This window comes from Planctomycetota bacterium, from assembly GCA_039182125.1.
Classification (GTDB): Bacteria; Planctomycetota; Phycisphaerae; order Tepidisphaerales; family Tepidisphaeraceae; genus JBCDCH01.
The window spans coordinates 71,554-89,640 of sequence record JBCDCH010000006.1; the positions used below are offsets into that span (position 1 = coordinate 71,554).

Genomic DNA, 18,087 nt, shown 5'->3' on the forward strand with positions numbered 1-18,087 from the left:
TAGTGGGTAGAACTTAGTTGGTAGACCGGCGTCCGGACCCGCGGGTCTACCAACTAAGTTCTACCCACTACCGACTCCGCCCCGTTCCAAACTCGCCGCAACTTTCCCATCGACGCGCGCATGCTTGGTGACGAAGATATGCCCATGCAACTCGACCCCACCCAACGTCTGGCACGCTCGGAATCCCACCGCATGATCGGTGGCGTCTGCGGCGGTATCGCGCTGTTTCTTGGTTGGGATCCGACGCTCGTGCGCGTTCTCTACGTCATCGTCTCGATCGTGAGCGTGGCGTTCCCGGGCCTGCTCGTTTACCTGCTGCTTTGGCTCGTAATGCCGCGCGGCTACTGAGCGAAAACGGCAACGCGGCGCGGAAAAAATCGTGACCGAAAAATCATTCGGACTCGACTTACGCGGCGATTCCTGATATGCCGATGGCCGGTATACACACACTGCGTTGGTGTGTGTGGCCGCCGAGGTGCAAGATGTGTGAGCATCGGTGCTTTGGCGGCAACCGTTTCCGGGCGTTGCGATGTTCGTGCAAAGGAGTTGTTCACTTCACCAACCAGCATCGTCCACGGGACTCCAGGGACGGCCCGATCGCTCCGGCGATACGCCGTCCGGCTCCAACTGTGAGGCACCCACCATGGCGAAGAAGACCGCCAAGAAGGCCGCTAAAAAGACGGCCAAGAAATCCGTGAAGAAGGCCACCCGTAAGAAGGTGGCCAAGAAGTCGACCAAAAAAGCAGCCCCCAAAAAGGCCGCCAAGAAGTCGACGAAAAAGGTAGCCAAGAAGGCTGCGAAGAAGTCGACGAAAAAAGCGGCGAAGAAGACCGCCAAGAAGTCGACCAAGAAAGTGGCCAAAAAGGCCGCGAAGAAAACGGCCAAGAAGTCGACCAAAAAAGCCGTGAAAAAGACGGCCAAAAAAGCGACTCGCAAAAAGGCCGCGAAGAAGACGACCAAAAAGGCTCGGCGGTAACGCTGCCAGACTTCTTCGCCCGGCGGGCCACAACCCTGCCAAAGCACACGACCCCGCTACCACGCGGGGTCGTGTTCTGTTTCAGCCATCGGCGTACGCCGCTCACATCCGCGGCACCGCCGCGAGCAGCTTCTTCGTATAGTCGTCCTGCGGGTCGTTGACGACCTGCTCGGTCGGGCCGCGCTCGGCGATCTTGCCCTTGTACATCACCAGCGTTTCGTCGGCGAGGAACTCCACCACGCCGAGGTTGTGCGTGATGAACAGGTACGTCAGCCCGAACTCGTCACGCAGGTCCAGCAGCAGTTGCAGCAGCTTCGCCTGAACGCTCACGTCCAAGGCGCTGGTGACTTCGTCACAGACGATGAAGCGGGGCTGAAGGATGAGTGCCCGGGCGATGCCGATGCGTTGGCGCTGGCCGCCGGAAAACTCGTGAGGGTAACGGCGGAGCATCTCGGGTTCGAGTTCGACGCGCTTCATCACCGCCTCGGCCCGGTCCTGCCGGTCGGCCTTGGAGTCGCCGATCTTGTGGACGCGCATGATCTCGGTGAGCATCCCGCCGATCGTCATGCGCGGGTTCAGCGCCGAGTACGGGTCCTGGAAAATGATCTGAGCGTTTCGCCGATACGGGCGCAGAGAACCCGCCGACCGACCCACCAACTCGTCGCCCTCGAAGATCACGCTCCCCGCCGTCGGCGGCACCAGCTGCAAGATCGCCCGGCCCAGCGTCGTCTTGCCGCTGCCCGACTCGCCGACCACCGCGAGGATCTGGCTCTTGGGCAAGTCAAAACTCACGTCGTCGACGGCCTTCACATGATCGACCGTCCGCTGCAGCAGGCCCTTCTTCACTGGGAACCAGACGCGCAGATCGCGGACCTGCAACACTGCATCGGTGGCCGCCCCCGGTGCTGTTTCGTCATGGGACGGATGCGGATCGACAACCGGCTTGCCCTCGGCCTTCTTCGCCGCGACCTCTTCCTCACGCAGTCGCTTAAGGTTGCGCGGCAAGGCGGCGATCAGTTCCTGCGTGTAGGGGTGCGTCGGGTTCCGCAGTACCTCCTGCTTGGTGCCCTGCTCGACGATCTTGCCGTAACGCATCACCGCGACGTGGTCGGCGATCTCAGCCACGACGTCGAAGTCGTGCGTGATGAACATGACCGACATCCCGTTACGTTCCTGCAGCTCGGCGATCAGGCGCAAGATCTCCGCTTGGATCGTCACGTCCAGCGCCGTGGTCGGCTCGTCGGCGATCAGCAGGTCCGGCTCACACGCGATCGCCATCGCGATCATCACGCGCTGCCGCATGCCGCCGGAGAAGCGGTGCGGGTACTCGTCGATCGTGTCCTTCGGGTTGCGAATCTGCACCTGCTCGAGCAGCTCCAGGGTTCGGTCGCGCGCCTCCCGCCGGTTCATGTCGAGGTGCAGCTTGAGCGCTTCGCCGATCTGGTCGCCGATGGTGTAGACGGGATTCAAGCTCGTCATCGGCTCTTGGAAAATCATGGCGATCTTGGAGCCGCGGATTTTTCGCATCTGCCGCTCGGGCAACTGGGTCAGGTCGCCCGACCCGTCGAGCGTGATCAACCCGCCGGCAATCCGCCCGGGCGGGCTTGGTACCAATCGCATCGCCGAGAGTGCTGTGATCGACTTGCCCGACCCCGACTCCCCCACCACGCAAAACGTCTCACCCCGCGCGATGTCATAGGAAATCCCGTCCACCGCCCGCAACGGCTTGTCGGCCGACCCGAAGTGAACCTCCAGGTTCTTGATCGACAACAGCGGCGCATCCACGGTGCGCGTGATCGGCTCGACAGGGGTCGGTGCAACGGACATCGCCGTGATGGTAGCGGCAGTTTCACGTCCGCACGAACCGCGTTGCGGAGCAACGCAGCTGCGCGACATGCAGTCTTGAACCTGTAGCTGCGTTGCTCCGCAACGCGGTTAGGCCTTGATCGCCGCGGCGGCGTTGCTTCTCACTTGCTCCGCGTCCTTGCAGCCGGGGATGACCGTCGTCACGGCGTCGTTCTTCAGGCACCACGCTAGCGCCCAGCTGGCCATGTCGACTCCGTCCGGGACTTCGTCGCGTGTGATGCGCTGGGCTTCTTCGAGCTTGGCGCGGACGTCGGACTTGTCCTTGCGGCTGCGGTGGTCGGTGGCGGTGAACTTGTCCTCGTCGCCGGGGGCGTACTTGCCGGTGAGGTAGCCGCTGGCGAGGGGGACTCGGGCGAGGACGCCGAGGTTTTGGTTCTGGCAGATGTCGAAGACTTCTTGTTCGGGTCCGCGGTCCAAGCGGTTATAGATGATCTGGATGAACTCGATGCCGCGGTCCCGGCTGGCGGCGACTTGCTTGGCGTTGGTGTTGGAGCCGACGCTGTTGCCGAGGTGGAGGTACTTGCCCTCGTCCTTGAGCTTGTGCAGCTCGGCGAGGACGTCGTCCCTGAAAAACTCTTCGTCGCCCCACGAGTGGTACTGCAGCAGCTCGACGTGGTCGGTGCGGAGGGCTTGGAGCGATTCCTCCAGTTGCTGGCGGACGTCTTTCGGCTCGCGGGGCTCGGTGCGGTCCATGTTGCCGTGGAACTTGTGGCCGAACTTGGTCGCGAGGATCCAGTGGTCGCGGTCATCGGCGATGGCATTGCCGATGAGGCGTTCGGACTCGTGGTCGCCGTAGCACTCGGCGGTGTCGATGAGGTTGATCCTGGCGTCCCGGGCGGCGTCGAAGATCGGGTCGGCGTCGGCCTGCGTGTAGTCCCGACCCCACTCGCCGCCGAGTTGCCAGGTGCCGACGCCGACGACGGTGACGTCGAGCCCGGTGGAGCCGAGGGTGCGCGTTTGCATGGGTGCGATGGTCGCAGAAAGCGCCGCGCATGAAAGCCCACGGCTTCAGCCGTGGGTCGGCATGCGTGACCGGTGGCAGACCCACGGGTGAACCCGTGGGCTTTTAGGGATGCAGGAACGGCAAGTCGTTCCGCGCCTGATCGACTTCGGTGATGTCGATGTCGTGCAGCACCACCGTTTCATCCGCGCCTGCGTCGGCGACGATTTCGCCGAGCGGGTTCACGATGATGCTTCGGCCTGGGTACTCGACGTAGGGGTCCTTGCCGCAGCGGTTGCAACCGATGACCCAGGCCTGGTTCTCGATCGCCCTTGCGGTGAGCAGGGTGAGCCAGTGATGCACGCGGGTCGCCGGCCAGTTGGCGACGTTGATCAGCACCTGCGCACCGAGCAGCGCGGGTTCCCGGTACACCTGCGGATGGCGGAGGTCGTAGCAGATCGACGGGGCGAATTTCACGCCGTCGATCTCGGCGACGACCGCCTCGGTGCCGGCCGGGTAGTGCTTGGCTTCGTCAACCAACACGAACGGCTTGCGCTTGGCATACCGCACGATCTCGCCATCGGCGTTGGCGATGACGCACTGGTTCCGCCCGTCGGCCACGACGCCGGCAATGACGGTGCAGTTCCGCTCGGCGGCCAACTCCCGAACGAACGTCGCCGAGTCGCCCTCGGTGCTCACCGACTTGCGCATCGTGAAGCCGACCTCGCACATCTCGGGCATCACGATCACCGACCCGGCCGGCACGTCGGTGGTGAGTCGGCGCAGATTCGCGTAGTTGGCCGGCTTGTCGTGCCAGATCGTGTCGGGTTGCACCAGCGCGATTCGCATCGGTTCACCATAGACTGTCGGCGTCGATGTTCCGGCCGAATGTGCATGACGATCGGTTGCCGAAAGCCGCGCTGGCGGTGTTGCTGCTGGTCGCGTTGGTGCTGCGGGTCGGGTGGGGTCTGACGCGGTCGGACGATCTCTCGGCGTTACCGGACCAACAGGAGTACGTCGCCATCGCCGAGTCGCTGTTGGCCGGAGAAGGGTTGGCGTTTTCGGATGAGCGGTTCGGGCAGGTGGTTCGGGCGTACCGGATGCCGGGGTATCCGCTACTGATCGCGGCATGCGGGACGAACCTCACCGTGGTGCGGATCGTCCAGGCATTCATCGACACGTCGTCGGTGTTGGCGGTGGTATTGCTCGCGTGGCGTTTCCTGCCGGCGAAATGGTCGATCGTCGCGGGGTGGTTCACGGCGTTGAATCCGTTTCTGATTTTCTTCAGTGCGTTGATCCTCACCGAGACGCTGTTCATCGCGCTGCTGCTGTGGGGCGCCGCGTTGTGTTGCTGTGTTTGGCGGCGGTCGGGTGGATGGTGGATCGGTGCGTTGATCCTCGCGCTCTCAATCCTGGTCCGGCCGGCGGGGATCGGGCTGCCGTTGATGATCGCCGGGTTCGCGGTGGTGTTGCACAACCGACATCCGTTCAACGCCGGCAGTCGGTTCCCGATCCCGCCGGTGGCGACGGTCGCCCTGCTCATGGCGCTGGTCCTCACGCCTTGGACGCTGCGCAACTGGCACGTCGTCGGCGAGCCGATCCCGACCACGACCAACTCCGGCGTCACCCTCTACGACGGACTCAACCCAGACGCGACTGGGGCCAGTGATCAGACGGTATTGCAGATGATGCCGCAGTTGCGCCGGATGACGGAGGTCGAGCGCCACCAGTATCTGGCCGGCCGGGCGAAACTCTTCGTCGCCGAACACCCCTGGCGCGTCGCCGAACTGACCGTGGTGAAGGCGGCCAGAACGTGGAGCCCGATCCCGCTCAGCGCCGACTTCGGTGGGCGAATGCTTTATGTAATCATCGCAGCAGCGTGGGCAATTCCGCTGTTTTTACTGACGATCGTGGGCGTGGTTCGGGGCCGATTGGCGTGGTCGACGATCGTGTTTCTGCTTTTACCGGCGGTGTATGTGACGTTGGTGCATGCGGTGACGGTGGGTTCGCTGCGTTATCGGTTGCCGGCCGAGCCGTTTCTGGGGATCATCGCGGCCGCGGGACTGCACGCCCTGATCCAAGCCCGTGGCCAATCCGCGCCAACTCCCGAGTCGATCGAAGTCTCGGCGGATAGCAACACTGCATGAGTATCACGGACCGCCCATCCTCGTCGACCATCCTGAACACCGCATGGCGGCGTTCATTGGCGGCGCGGCCGCGAAAACCGTTGCGACGGCGGATCGTCCGATGGATCGCGGCGTTGGCGTTGCTGTTGCTCATCGGCGGCTACCTGTTCGTGACCGACGCCGAGCGGGTCCGACGCTTTGCACAAGATCTGCTGGCCAACACCACGCAGAGTGACGTGCAGATCGGCAAGGCCGACCTCGGGCTGTTCACCGGATTGCAACTCCAGGACGTGCAGATGCGCGTGCCCGGCGATGACACACCGGTCTTGCGGGCGCGATCGGTCCGGCTGTCGCTGGACTGGGCGGCGCTCATCGGCGGTCGTGTGGCGGCGAAACAGATCGTTGCCGTCGAGCCGGCCCTTCGGCTCTCGGAATCCGAAACCACCGGACAGTGGAACTTCGCCCCGCTGCTCGCCGGAGGAGCCGACGATGGACCGACCGAACCCACTCGTGCACCTGATCAGTTGCCCGCCTTCCTCCTGCGTGGCGGTGTCGTCGAAGTGGCCCGGCGTGATGCCGATGGCAACGACGAAGTCATCGGCACCGTAAGCGTCGAGGGCCAACTCACCCCCGAAGAGAGCGGGATCTACGCCTTTAACATCCGCACCCGGGGCAACGAAGAGCGCGGCCCTGCGGCATCCGGCACCATCGACCTGGACAACGGCGAGATGGCCGCCCAAGTCGCCAACTTCACGCTCGGCTCCGATGTTCAAGCGGTGCTGCCGGAGCGTGTTCGACAGTGGTGGGAACGGCTGGAAGTGGCCGGCCGGATCGACGTGCCGACCGTCCGCTACCGGTTCAAGACACCCCGCCAGCAGAATGCCGGCTTCGAGGTCGTGGTGGAATTGGTCGACGGCACGATCAAGGTGCCGATGGAGGCGTGGAACAGCCAACGCGACATCGATGCCCGGATTTGGCTTGCGCATTTGGCCGGGCAGCTTCCGGGCGGTGCGGGAGACCCGGCGGTGTCCGCGTTTCTGCCGCCGCCGGTGATGCTTGAAAGCGTGACTGGAACATTCCGCTTTACCGACTCGTCGGTCACGATCGACCCGCTCATCGGAAAACTCGAAGGTTCGCCGGTGGAGATCCACGGCCGGGCCGACGGGTATGGGCTCGACAGCCCGGCTTTGTTTACCGTCTCGACCCCACGGACGTTCCGATTGCCCCCAGAGCCGGCTTACATCTCCGGCATGCCCCGGCAGGTTCGCGAAGCCTACCACCGGTTCCGACCGTCGGGCGTGGCCGAACTTGAACTCACGCTCCAACGCAAACAGCGCGGCGGTCGTGTCCGCATCGGCGGCGACATCACCATCATCGACGGCAATTTCGCGTTCCACCGCCTGCCCTACCCCATCCGCAACGCGACCGGCACCATCTCCTTCGGTACCGACGTTCACACCGACGACGACGTGCTGAGCGTGACCGAACTGGTCGGCTTCGGGCCCGTCGGATCGCCCAACGAAACCGCGCGCGTTTCGGTCAACGGGCAGATCCGGCCGCTGCGGCGCTATGCCGGTGTCGACTTCACCATCACCGGCGAAAACGTCACGACGACCGAACTGCTCCGGTCCGCACTGCCCGGCCCGGTACAACAAACGTTCCGCGCGTTCGACGTGCCCGACGACGACGAAATCCCGCAAGTCACCGGCGACTTCAACTGCACGCTGCTGCGGACGCCGGGACGTGAAGGTCGTTGGAACATTGTCACGACGCTCAACATCCGCGACGGCGTCGGGCGGTTCCAACAGTTCCCCTACCCACTCAAGAAGCTCAACGGCTTTCTCCGCGTCGAACGCAATCGGGCCATTCTTCAGGAAATCACCACCGAGCACGAAGGCGGCACCGCCACCATCGACGGCGTGATCCGCTTCGACGCGTTGCCCGACGGCAGCCGGCCGGTTCGGCCGACACTGAGCCTGACCGCGCGCAACCTGCCACTCGACGAGGCCATCGAGGAGGCTTTGACCGATGAACAGGCCGATGCCCTGCGCAAGCTGAACCCCGGGGGCCGGTTCGACCTCGACGGCACCATCGGCACCGACGCCGATCACCGGCCCACCTTTGACCTGACCGCCATCGTCCGCGACGGCTCACTCAACCCACTCGGCGGCGAGTTCGCCACACGGCTCGACATGGCGAGCCTGCGACTTCGGCCCGACACGATCGACTTCCGCGGGCAAAACCAAATTCTCCGTGCCGAAGGGTCGGTGAAGTTTCCGCCACAGCGGTCGGCGATGTTGGACGTCGATGTGACGGCGGTCGGTCTGGAGTTGACCGACGAACTGCGGGCGGACTTGCCGGAGACGGCGCGACTCGCCTGGGAGTGGCTGGACTTGATGGGCACGACCGATGCCGTGCTCGACTACAGCGGGCCGCTCGACGGCGAAGACGCCGACTTCAAGCTCACGCTCGATCCTCTCGGCTTACGGGTCAAGCCCGAGGCGATCCCGTACCAACTCGAAAACGTCCGCGGCCGGGTGATCGTCATGCCCGACCTGGTCGAGTTCGAGAACGTCACCGCGAGTAAGCCCAACGGTGTCGCGCTAGGTTTGTCCGGACGCGGCGTGACGATCCACGAATCCGACGGCACCAATCGCACGCAGTGGGAGCTCGCCTTGAGGGCGACCGACGTCCCGGTCGAGGAGGAACTGATCGTCGCCCTGCCCGAAGCGCTGGCCGAACTGGCGACGGAACTGTCGCTCGCCGGCCGGCTGGACGTCGACCTGCCGGACCTGCGGATCGTGCCGGGCGAGGAAGAGGACGAGCCGGACATCACTTTTTCGGGCAGCGTCGGTGGCGATGACCTCGGGTTCGACATCGGCGTGCTGGTTGAGAACGCGGACGGCGAGTTCGTGGTGACTCGTGCGTCGGTGGCCGGCGGTAAGCTCAAGCTCCTCGACGCCACCGCGACGGCCACATCGCTCACCGTCAGCGGCCGGCCGGCCGGCGACCTCTCGGTCGACGTCGACCTGCCCGAAGACAGCGACGTCCTGAACATGACCAACCTGCGCGGCCAATGGTGCGGCGGACAACTCGCCGGCAACGGCACCCTGCGAGTTCCAGAGGACGGCCCGCAGAACTACCTGCTCGATCTGACGCTTCACCAGGCGGACGTCGCGACACTGGCCGGCGGGGTCGAACTCGGCGCGGGCGACGAACCGATCACCGCCCAACTCACCGCGAGTCTCACCGCCGAGGGCGTGCTCGGCGATCCGCGCAGCCGACGCGGACGGGGAGACCTGGCAATCGTCGGCAACCGCGGCGGCCGATTGGTCAAGCTCCCGCTCATGATCGGCCTCGTGCAGGTCATCAACCTCGCCTTCCCCGACGACAACGCTTTCACCGACGCGACCGCCGCCTACGCCCTGAGCGGCGATCAACTCGTCCTCGAATCGTTCGAACTCAGCGGCGGCGATGTCGCGCTGCGCGGCAACGGCAGCATCGACTTCGACACACGCGACGTCGCGCTGATCATCACCACCGCCAACCGCGGCCTGGACCGCATGCCCGTGCTCGGCGGCTTGATCGGCGGGGCCAGGGACGAGCTGCTCACCATCCGCATCAACGGCAAGCTCGAGAAGCCCGAGGTCCGCGCGGTGCCGCTCAACACGTTCCAGACAACCGTCGACGAAGTCCTACGCGGCCGGTAACCGATTTCCCCAACCCGGACCGGCCAAGCGTGTCTAGCCCATTGAGGCCATTTATGAAGCAGAAACCGCGATTTCGTTGGGCCACTGCGGCGATCACCGCAGTGCTGGCCCTGTCGTTCTCTGGAATTTCCTACGCCCAGGATCGGCCCCGCGAACGATCGTCGGCCCGCACCGAACGGCAGCGCTATGAGCGTCCGTCACAGCGCCAAAACCGCCCCCAAGCCCGGCCGACGCAGCGAACCCAACGCATCGAACAACAGCGGTCACAGAGCCGAGCAAGGGCTCAGTCGACGGTGCGGCAACAACGGGCACAAGTCCAGCAACGACAGCGGTCGTCTTCCGTCCGTCAGCGTGACCGTTTCCGCAACGATCGCACCGACTTCGATCGTCGTGCGCGGCAGAGCCGGGAGTTCGACCGCCGCGACCGGGATTTCCGGCCCAACGTCCGTCGGTCCGACAGCTCCCGGTTCCGGAACTCATCGCGGAACTATCGCGGCTTCAACAATCGTTTCGACAACAGGCGGTTCGATGATTTCCGCCGATTCGACAATCGCCGGTTCAACAGTCGCTTCGGCGACAGGCGGTTCGATCGCTTCCGCGGCAGCTTCCGGTATAGCGACTTCCGCCGGTCCAACTCACGATTCACGTTCAGCCTGAGCTACAACGACTACGGCTATTACAACCGCCACTTCCGCGGGAACTACGGCTACTTCGGACGCCGATATGCGTCGCCCTTCCGCAGCTATTACGGTTCGTACTTCGGCGGGCCGTACTACGGCTTCGGGCGTCACTACCGGACGACCGCGTCACGCTTCCATTTCGGTTCCTTCGGCAACCGCTTCGACAGGGATTTCCGGTTCAGTTACGACTATTTCGACCGGTCGATCCATCGGTCGCCGCGCCGCGTGATCCATCCGGTGCGGCGTGATTTCGGCTTCTTCGGAAAGACGTACTCGCGGCCGTATTACCCCGTCTACGACCGGCTCGGCTGTTACCCGACCGGCATCTACAGCTTCGGGGTTCGGTTCCAGTTCAACTGGTAGTTCGTAGACTCCGGCCACGGTGTGTGGCTTTGCCGGCATTCTCTCCTTCGCAACACCGCCAGACCCGGCGGTGTTGCGTCGTATGGGCAGCGCTCTGGCTCATCGCGGGCCCGATGGCGAGGGCATCTGGCACGACCAACATTGCGGCCTCGCCCATCGCCGCCTCGCCATCCTCGACCCCGACCCCCGCAGCGATCAGCCGTTCGTCGAGGAAGGCCCGGACGGACTCCACGTCCTCGCCTACAACGGCGAGATCTACAACCACCGCGAACTGCGCAAAGAGCTGCCCGGCGAATGGCGCACGCAGAGCGACACCGAGACGCTGATCCGCGCGCTACGCACCTGGGGCATCGACGCCGTGAGCAAGCTCGACGGCATGTTCGCGTTCGCGTGGTGGAACGGACAAACGCTGGTGCTGGCACGGGACCCGGTGGGGCAAAAGCCGTTGTACTACACCGGCGGCCCAACGGTGCGCTTCGGCAGTGAACTGCGGGCGGTTCGAACCGACGAGCCGATGGCGACGGACATACTCGCGGACTACCTGCGGTTCGGGTACGTGCCGTTCGATCGCACAACATTCGCGGGCATCCACAAGCTGTTGCCCGGGCACACGCTAACCGTGGGCGGGGAACAGTCCCCACGGCTACGCCACCAACGCTACGAGCTCGACCATCAGCCGACCGGGACCGTCCGCGAGGCGGTCGAAACTGCTGTCGGGAAGCGCCTGCTCTCCGACGTCCCCCTCGGTGTGTTGCTCTCGGGCGGGGTCGATTCGTCCATTGTCGCTGCGTGCGCTCGGAAGCACGGGCCGGTCAGCACGTTCTGCATCGGCTTCGACGATCCACGCTATGACGAGCGCGGCCCGGCCCGACGCGTTGCCCAGCACCTTGGCACCGATCACCACGACGCGACGATCACGCCCACCATCGCGGACGACCTGCCCAAACTCGTCCGCGTCTTCGGTGAGCCCTTCGCCGACTCGTCCGCCCTGCCGACGCATTACCTCTCACGCTTCGTCCGCCAGCACGTCAAGGTCGCCCTCGGCGGCGACGGGGGTGACGAACTCTTCGGTGGTTACGAGCGCTACCGCGCCTTCGCCGCTTCATACAGACTGCAATGGCTACGCGGCCTCGCACCGCTGGCCAACCTATTGCCTGGCTCGCACCCGAAGTCGAAAACGAGCAAGCTCAAACGCTTCGCAGCGGGACTGCAGCTCGACGCCGTCACACGTTACCTGTCGTTCGTTGCTCTGTTCGATGAGCCGACGATTCAAGTTCTGCTACCGAATGCGAACCGCGTTGCGGAGCAACGCAGCTACACGCTGCTGAGCGATTTGCTCGAGACGAATCCACCCGCGAATGCGGTGATGAAGTTCGACCGCACAACCTACCTCCCCGACGACCTGCTCACGAAAGTCGATCGCGCTTCGATGCTGCATGGCCTCGAAGTGCGGAGTCCGTTCATGGACAAACGCTTGCTTGCCTGGGCGGCCTCGAACTCGCCGCGGCTCGGCAAGCGTGATCTGCGCGAGGCGTTCGGTGCCGACTTGCCGAAGGAAGTCTTCACCCGCCGCAAGATGGGGTTTGCCCTGCCGATCGGCGACTGGTTTCGCGTCGACCTGCGTGCCATGCTCCACGATCATGTCCTCCGCCCCAATGGCTTCTGCGGCACGCACCTGCACATGCCCGTCGTACAACGATTCATCGAAGAGCACGAAACCCGCAAGCTCGATCACAGCCAACGCCTCTACGCACTGCTATTCGCGGAAGTGTGGTGGGACGAACACGCCCGCTGAACACGCTCACATCAACTCGTCCGGCACGTGCGTCGCGCAAGCGATCACGGCGTCTTTGTCGTGGCCGTCATGCATCCAAGTGCGATCATCGGCGGAGAGAAGATCGTCGCTGGCCTTGGGGCCCCAGCCGCCGGGCTCGTATTCCTGCGGCGGCTTGGCATGCTTCTTCCAACCCTCGAGGATCGGGTCGATCACCCGCCAGGCGGCTTCGGCTTCGTCGCCGCGAATGAACAGCGTCTGATCGCCGACGATCGCGTCGTGGATGAGCCGCTCATACGCTTCGGGCGGTTGCTTGTTGAACGTCTCGCTGTAGTTGAAGTCCAGGGCGACTTCCTTGATCTGCATCTGTCCGCCCGGGACTTTGCCGTTGATCAGCAACGTCATGCCTTCCTCGGGCGCGACGCGGATGATCAAATCGTTGGCAAACACTGGCGTTTCGCACGTCTTGCCGAAGAGCGTCTGCGGCGGCTGGCGGAAGCGGACGACGATCTCACTGAGCTTCTGTTTGAGCGCCTTGCCGGTGCGGATGTAGAACGGCGTGCCGTTCCAACGCCAGTTGTCGATGTAGACCTTCAGCGCCGCGAACGTTTCGGTCTGGCTGCTCGGGTCGACGCCGTCGGCATTCTTATAGCCGGCGGTCTGCTTACCGCCGGCCTCGCCCGGACCGTACTGGCCGCGGACGGCATGCTCGTCGACCTCGCGTGGCGCGATCGGGCGGATGCTGCGGAAGACCTTCACCTTCTCGTCGCGGATGCTCTTGGCATCAAGGTTTGCCGGCGGCTCCATCGCGGTGAGCGCGAGCAACTGGAAGATGTGGTTCTGCACCATATCACGCAGCGCACCGCTGCGGTCGTAGTACCCCGCGCGGTCGTCGGCGTTCACGCTCTCGGCAACGGTGATCTGGACATGATCGACATACCGGTACGTCCACAACGGCTCGAAGATGCTGTTGGCAAATCGGGCGACCATCAGGTTCTGCACGGTCTCCTTGCCGAGGTAGTGGTCGATCCGGAAAATCTGCGTTTCGTCGAGAACGCCGAGGAGTTGTTCATTGAGTTCGAGCGCGGTGGCGAGATCGGTGCCAAAGGGCTTCTCGATGATGACGCGCTGCCAGGATTCATGGTTGTCGCCGCGAACGATCAGGCCACGCTCGCCGAGGGTGCTCACGACCGGCGCGAACGCACTCGGTGGCGTCGAAAGGTAGAACAGGCGGTTGCCCTGCGTGCCGTGCTTTTCGTCGAGTTCTTCGAGGAAGGCCTTGAGCGCGTCGAAGCGATCGAGGTCGTCATAGCCGCCTGGGTGGTAGTAAGCGTTGGCACAGAGCTTTTCGAGGAGCTTCTCGTCGACGGCATCGGACTTCGCCGAGCGGGCGTTGGTCGTGACAGCCTCGCGGCAGCGGTCGCGGAACTCGTCGTGACTCATCTTCGTCCGCGAGTAGCCGACCAACGCGAAGCTGTCGGGAAGCAAGCCCTCGCGGAGCAGTTCGTAGAGCGCGGGGATGAGCTTGAGCTTGGCGAGATCGCCGGAGGCACCGTAGATGACGATGGCACAAGGAGGGACCGAAGGCATGAGCGCAGCGTAGAAGAAACCGGCAGGCCTGACCATGTGGCTTTCGGGCTACACCGCTGGGCAGGATCGATCATGCCAGCGCGAGGCCGACCTGCTCGGCCGCTTCGGTGATCAGCGCGTACGATCGCCGGCCTTCCTCGAGACCGCCGACGTGCTCGACGATAAGCCAGTCGTCAGCGGCGGCGTGCCGGTTGACGAGCGAGAGCATCTGCTTCCAGTCGGTCGTGCCGGCACCGATGGGCTTGAGGCCCATGTGTAGATGAAAGCCGTCATCGAGACCGACTTCCTTGAGGTGAACCACGCCGTACCGACCGGCGAGACCGTCGCAAGTCTCGGCCACCTTCGCGGCGGGGTCGATGACATCGGCGAAGTCGTACAGACTGCTCGGGTCCACGTTGCAACGCAGCGCCGGCGAAGCGACCTTCTCAGCCAAGCGGCTGAACGAATCGGCCGAGTAAACCACGCCCTTGAGGTACGCTTCGATGCAGAGCAGCGCGTCGTGTTTTTCGACAAGTTCGCACAGCGGCCGCAGTGCGCCTGCCATGCGATCGAGCGCGTCGTCGGTACGATTGCGTGGGTCGTACGCAGCGAAGCCGGCCCCTTCGGCGTTGTAGTTGCCGGGGCCGACGACGATGTGCCGGCAGCCGGTCCCCGCCGCCGCTGCGATCACTTCACGCAACCGGCCGTCGTCCGCACCGTCGGGCATCGGGTTGAAATCGAACATCCCGATCTGACACACATCGAGCCCGGCATCACGCAGCGGCGTCACCGGATCGCCATCGCCGACGAGGTCGTGGCCGTTGATCGGAACGCCGTTGAAGGACAGTTCGTTGGCGAGCGTCATCGTGTGCTCGCCGGCTTCGATGCCGAATCTCATGAGGTACCTTTCGGGATGTCGACCGGTTGCCCGGTGCGTGCGGACTCGGTCACGGCGTGGGCGATGTCGACCGCGAGGACGCCATCGGCGACCGTCGCGTCAGGCTGTTTGTTCTCGCGGACGCAGTCGAAGAAGTGGGACAGCGCATGGGAGTAGCGCGTGTCGCCGAGCTGTTCGGGATCGGCAACGTGGCGGTGCTCGCCGTCGCCGAGGTCGTAGCGGAGCTCACGCCAGATGTGATTCTGTCCGAGCAGCGTCGCGCTGCCTTTCTCCGCGTGGAGGTCGATGCGGGGGAAGTCGACACCGCCGCGTGCGATGCCGCCGACGGTCAGAGCGGCGATCGCGTCATTCTCGAACCGCAGCGTGATCGCCGCCGAGTCTGGTGCGGGCCGACCCTCGAACATCCCGCCCTCGGCGAACACCCGCGTCGGCCGACCCATCAGCGCACACACCGCGTCGAACAGGTGACACGAGTTCTCGTTGAGAAAGCCCCCGCCGGTGCTCCACATCCAGTTGTCCGCGTCCGGCAGCCAGTCGAACACGTACTGCCCGCAAAGCATGCGCGGCCCGCCGAGGTCCAGCGCGCGCAGCTTGGCGATGGCCGGATGAAAACGAAAGCTGAAGCCGACCATGACCGGCACTGTCGAGCGGTCACAGATCGCCGCCAACGCGCGTGCCGATTCCGGATCGCCCGCCCAGGGCTTCTCGACGAACATCGGCAAACCCACGTCGACCGCCGCCTCAACGATCGGCTTCCGGAACGACGGACTCGTCGCAACGACCAGCGCGTCGACCGTGCCGGAGCGGATCATCTCGACCGCGTCGCGGAACACGGTGAACCCCATCGCCTCGGCCGCGACCGGGAGGCTGTCGTTGTTGCGATCAGCAACGGCGACAAGCGTCGCGTCGGTGCGATTGGCAATGGAGCGCGCGTGGAAGTAGCCGAAGCCAAACCCGACGAGCCCGATACGTAGCGGCTTAGGCATCGTCGCCTCCAGCACAAGTATTCCCAAACGAGGCCCGACCGTAAGGGAGGGTGGCGGACGCAGTCCGCTTCTCACTGCCAAACCGAACGGTCTCGCTCCGAGATGCCGCTGCGCGGCCACCCTCCCTTACGGTCGGGCCTCGTTTGGGCATGGTCGGATCTCGCGTGGTGCTCTCACGCATCGCGCACCCCTGTCGTTGTCGTGGTCATGTCATACCGCCGGCCGGTGCGTGAGCTTTCGAGCGCGCCCCACATCATCTCGGTGATGTGTCGGCCGAACTCGACGTTGACGATCGGGTCCTTGCCGTTTCGGATGCAGTCGATCAGGTGACGGGTCGACTCGGCGTAGTAGTCGAACGCGCCGGGCACAGGTTTGGGCCATTGTGCTTTCTCGAAGTCGCCGAGTACGGTCAGGTGGTACCAGCCATCGTCGCCGGCCTCGGGCAGCAGGTCTTTCCGCTCGGTGATGAAGCTCGCGAAGTTGGCCCCGGCCCCGAAGATGAGATTGCCCGCCTCGCCGAAGATGCGGAGATTGCCGCCGCCGGTGCCGTCCTTGGGCAACGGGTGGAACGGCCGACCGATGTGGAAGGTGCCGATCCAGCCGCTGTCGAGCTCGTAGTTGGAGAACACGTTGTCGGGCGCGCCGGCGGTGATGGTCTGCGACTTCTCCATGCCGAGCACGACTTCCCAGTAGTTGCAGTCGCTGGGATCGGTGCATTGGGCGAGGAAGTCGGTGTAGCCGTCGTCGGGGACGATCTTGCGCTCGGGGATGCTGAGCTTCGCGTTGCCGGTGACGCTCTTGCACGAGCCGAGGCAAGTCACGATGCGACACGGCGCGTACGGGAAGTCGAAGAGCATCCCGCCGGAGTCGGCGGCGTAGAACGCGGCGTTGCCGTAAGGGTTGCCGCCGAGCATCGCGTGGTACTCGGTGCCGGCGGTGTCGATGTATTGGAACCAGTACGGTCGCCCCAGCACGCCACGGTCGATGATCTCGCGCACCTGCCGGTACTGCGGGTCGAGCAGCGTGTGGTCGCTCGGCTCGACGACGCACACCAGCTCGGCTTCGCGCACGGCTTTGGTGATCGCGTCCGCCCCGGCAAGGTCCAACGCCATCGGCTTCTGGATCAGCAGATGAATCCCCCGCTCGATCGCCGCGAGGGAAAACGCCAGGTGCGTCCCCGGCGCGGTGAGGATCAGCACCGCGTCCAGCTCGGCGTCGTCGAGCATCGCCGTGTAGTCGGTGTACCCCTTCTCCGCGCCAAAGAGCCGAACGCACGCATCGACCCGCGCCTGATCCAGATCACACACCGCCGCAAGCGTCGCGTGAGGGTGGTCCATGACGACCGGCAGGTAGTACGCCGTCGCCACGACGCCACAACCGACGACACCGATCCGCGTTGGAGGAGCATCCGCAGGCATGCGGACGAACATAACGCAAGCGCTTACGAATAGCACCGCGCACGACCGAAGAAACCGCCATCATTCTCATGGCCCTGATCGTCCGCCCAGATCACTCAATCCTCGCGGATGTCGTAGCGGAAGTGGCCGTGGGGAAGGTTGAAGCACTGGCAAAGCTTGTAGTCGGCCATCGGCGAGAGGACGTCATTATCGGTCGCGGCCCTAGCCAGCTCGCTGGGGGCCATGCCCGCGATCGCGGCCAGCATCTGGAACGTGATGTTTCGCGTGGTCAACAGGTCCCAGAGCTTGTCGCGCAGGTGCGTTTCGGGCTTGGGAAAATGACCTTTTTCGTAGCTCGAAAGCAGCGTCTCGAGGACGGCGAAGTACGCGTTCTCCTCATCATCCTTACCCCCGAGTTGGCGTGGGCTGCGGCGGTACTCCCGAACCATCGCGACCGCTTCCTCGTAGTCGTGATCATCCCGAATCGGCCGCAGCGGCCGACGACGAATTAGATTGAGATAGTCCCCCGAGAGTGTTTCAAGACCATCCATGAGTAAGTCCAAACCCGATCAAAACAAGCGCGGCGTCCGGTTCCACCGGAACAGGTAACCCAAAACTTTAAGCAACCCGACCCCGCCGTCAATCGCGCCAAACGCGAAGGGGCTTCGCTGCATGGCCCCAACGCATACCACCCAAACAAAACCCTCCTCGAACTCGGAGGTTTGTATCAGTTGAGCTACCGGGATTTTAAACCGGATGAATAAGGCGTTTGCCGCCCGTGAGTACAGCTTTTCTGGGTTAC

15 protein-coding genes are annotated in these 18,087 nt (G+C 64.3%); 6 read left to right on the forward strand and 9 right to left on the reverse strand.

Annotated features, from left to right (window positions below):
* The first annotated feature begins 144 nt into the window (after window positions 1–144).
* A complete protein-coding gene (locus AAGD32_02865; GenBank protein MEM8873179.1) occupies window positions 145–348 on the forward strand; it encodes a PspC domain-containing protein in 204 nt (67 codons plus the stop codon).
* A gap of 295 nt (window positions 349–643) precedes the next feature.
* Window positions 644–976, forward strand: a complete 333-nt coding sequence (locus AAGD32_02870) for a hypothetical protein (protein MEM8873180.1) — start codon at window positions 644–646, stop codon at window positions 974–976.
* Between the two features lie 102 nt (window positions 977–1,078).
* Here the strand turns inward: AAGD32_02870 and AAGD32_02875 are convergent, their stop codons facing one another.
* From AAGD32_02875 to AAGD32_02885, 3 genes are all read right to left on the reverse strand, one after another.
* A complete protein-coding gene (locus AAGD32_02875) occupies window positions 1,079–2,803 on the reverse strand; it encodes a dipeptide ABC transporter ATP-binding protein (protein MEM8873181.1) in 1,725 nt (574 codons plus the stop codon).
* 108 nt (window positions 2,804–2,911) lie between these two features.
* Entirely contained in the window at window positions 2,912–3,805 is an 894-nt protein-coding gene (locus AAGD32_02880; protein MEM8873182.1) for an aldo/keto reductase, read from the reverse strand.
* A gap of 103 nt (window positions 3,806–3,908) precedes the next feature.
* Entirely contained in the window at window positions 3,909–4,631 is a 723-nt protein-coding gene (locus tag AAGD32_02885) for a nitrilase-related carbon-nitrogen hydrolase (protein MEM8873183.1), read from the reverse strand.
* 26 nt (window positions 4,632–4,657) lie between these two features.
* Between AAGD32_02885 and AAGD32_02890 the strand changes: the two genes are divergently transcribed.
* Genes AAGD32_02890 through asnB form a run of 4 tightly spaced genes read left to right on the forward strand, consistent with a single transcriptional unit; the run spans window position 4,658 to window position 12,456 of the window.
* Window positions 4,658–5,929 carry a hypothetical protein gene (locus AAGD32_02890; GenBank protein MEM8873184.1) on the forward strand — a complete coding sequence of 424 codons (1,272 nt, stop codon included), beginning with the start codon at window positions 4,658–4,660 and terminating at the stop codon, window positions 5,927–5,929.
* On the forward strand, window positions 5,926–9,618 hold the full coding sequence (locus tag AAGD32_02895) for an AsmA-like C-terminal region-containing protein (GenBank protein ID MEM8873185.1): 3,693 nt from the start codon (window positions 5,926–5,928) through the stop codon (window positions 9,616–9,618). Before AAGD32_02890 ends, AAGD32_02895 begins: the two co-directional genes overlap by 4 nt.
* 53 nt (window positions 9,619–9,671) lie before the next feature.
* Window positions 9,672–10,661, forward strand: coding sequence for a hypothetical protein (locus AAGD32_02900; protein MEM8873186.1), 990 nt, complete (start codon window positions 9,672–9,674; stop codon window positions 10,659–10,661).
* Between the two features lie 19 nt (window positions 10,662–10,680).
* On the forward strand, window positions 10,681–12,456 hold the full coding sequence (gene asnB, locus AAGD32_02905) for an asparagine synthase (glutamine-hydrolyzing) (GenBank protein ID MEM8873187.1): 1,776 nt from the start codon (window positions 10,681–10,683) through the stop codon (window positions 12,454–12,456).
* Between the two features lie 6 nt (window positions 12,457–12,462).
* Here the strand turns inward: asnB and zwf are convergent, their stop codons facing one another.
* The 6 genes from zwf to AAGD32_02935 all read right to left on the reverse strand — a co-directional run.
* Window positions 12,463–14,025, reverse strand: coding sequence for a glucose-6-phosphate dehydrogenase (gene zwf / locus AAGD32_02910; GenBank protein ID MEM8873188.1), 1,563 nt, complete (start codon window positions 14,023–14,025; stop codon window positions 12,463–12,465).
* 70 nt (window positions 14,026–14,095) lie between these two features.
* Window positions 14,096–14,902, reverse strand: coding sequence for a TIM barrel protein (locus AAGD32_02915; GenBank protein ID MEM8873189.1), 807 nt, complete (start codon window positions 14,900–14,902; stop codon window positions 14,096–14,098).
* Complete coding sequence (locus AAGD32_02920; protein MEM8873190.1) at window positions 14,899–15,888, reverse strand: Gfo/Idh/MocA family oxidoreductase; 990 nt, start codon at window positions 15,886–15,888, stop codon at window positions 14,899–14,901. Before AAGD32_02920 ends, AAGD32_02915 begins: the two co-directional genes overlap by 4 nt.
* A gap of 173 nt (window positions 15,889–16,061) precedes the next feature.
* The gene (locus AAGD32_02925) at window positions 16,062–17,306 is read right to left on the reverse strand and encodes a Gfo/Idh/MocA family oxidoreductase (GenBank protein MEM8873191.1); all 1,245 of its coding nucleotides are present in this window, start codon (window positions 17,304–17,306) and stop codon (window positions 16,062–16,064) included.
* A gap of 95 nt (window positions 17,307–17,401) precedes the next feature.
* Window positions 17,402–17,836: a hypothetical protein gene (locus AAGD32_02930; GenBank protein MEM8873192.1), complete on the reverse strand. Its 435-nt coding sequence runs from the start codon at window positions 17,834–17,836 to the stop codon at window positions 17,402–17,404.
* A gap of 18 nt (window positions 17,837–17,854) precedes the next feature.
* Window positions 17,855–18,087: hypothetical protein (locus tag AAGD32_02935; protein ID MEM8873193.1), on the reverse strand; the 233-nt coding region annotated here is incomplete at its 5' end.

Coding starts and splice junctions, on each gene's coding strand:
- AAGD32_02865 (MEM8873179.1), top strand. CDS start 145: ATGCAACTCGACCCCACCCAACGTCTGGCACGCTCGGAATCCCACCGC.
- AAGD32_02870 (MEM8873180.1), top strand. CDS start 644: ATGGCGAAGAAGACCGCCAAGAAGGCCGCTAAAAAGACGGCCAAGAAA.
- AAGD32_02875 (MEM8873181.1), bottom strand. CDS start 2,803: ATGTCCGTTGCACCGACCCCTGTCGAGCCGATCACGCGCACCGTGGAT.
- AAGD32_02880 (MEM8873182.1), bottom strand. CDS start 3,805: ATGCAAACGCGCACCCTCGGCTCCACCGGGCTCGACGTCACCGTCGTC.
- AAGD32_02885 (MEM8873183.1), bottom strand. CDS start 4,631: ATGCGAATCGCGCTGGTGCAACCCGACACGATCTGGCACGACAAGCCG.
- AAGD32_02890 (MEM8873184.1), top strand. CDS start 4,658: ATGTTCCGGCCGAATGTGCATGACGATCGGTTGCCGAAAGCCGCGCTG.
- AAGD32_02895 (MEM8873185.1), top strand. CDS start 5,926: ATGAGTATCACGGACCGCCCATCCTCGTCGACCATCCTGAACACCGCA.
- AAGD32_02900 (MEM8873186.1), top strand. CDS start 9,672: ATGAAGCAGAAACCGCGATTTCGTTGGGCCACTGCGGCGATCACCGCA.
- zwf (MEM8873188.1), bottom strand. CDS start 14,025: ATGCCTTCGGTCCCTCCTTGTGCCATCGTCATCTACGGTGCCTCCGGC.
- AAGD32_02915 (MEM8873189.1), bottom strand. CDS start 14,902: ATGAGATTCGGCATCGAAGCCGGCGAGCACACGATGACGCTCGCCAAC.
- AAGD32_02920 (MEM8873190.1), bottom strand. CDS start 15,888: ATGCCTAAGCCGCTACGTATCGGGCTCGTCGGGTTTGGCTTCGGCTAC.
- AAGD32_02925 (MEM8873191.1), bottom strand. CDS start 17,306: ATGCCTGCGGATGCTCCTCCAACGCGGATCGGTGTCGTCGGTTGTGGC.
- AAGD32_02930 (MEM8873192.1), bottom strand. CDS start 17,836: ATGGATGGTCTTGAAACACTCTCGGGGGACTATCTCAATCTAATTCGT.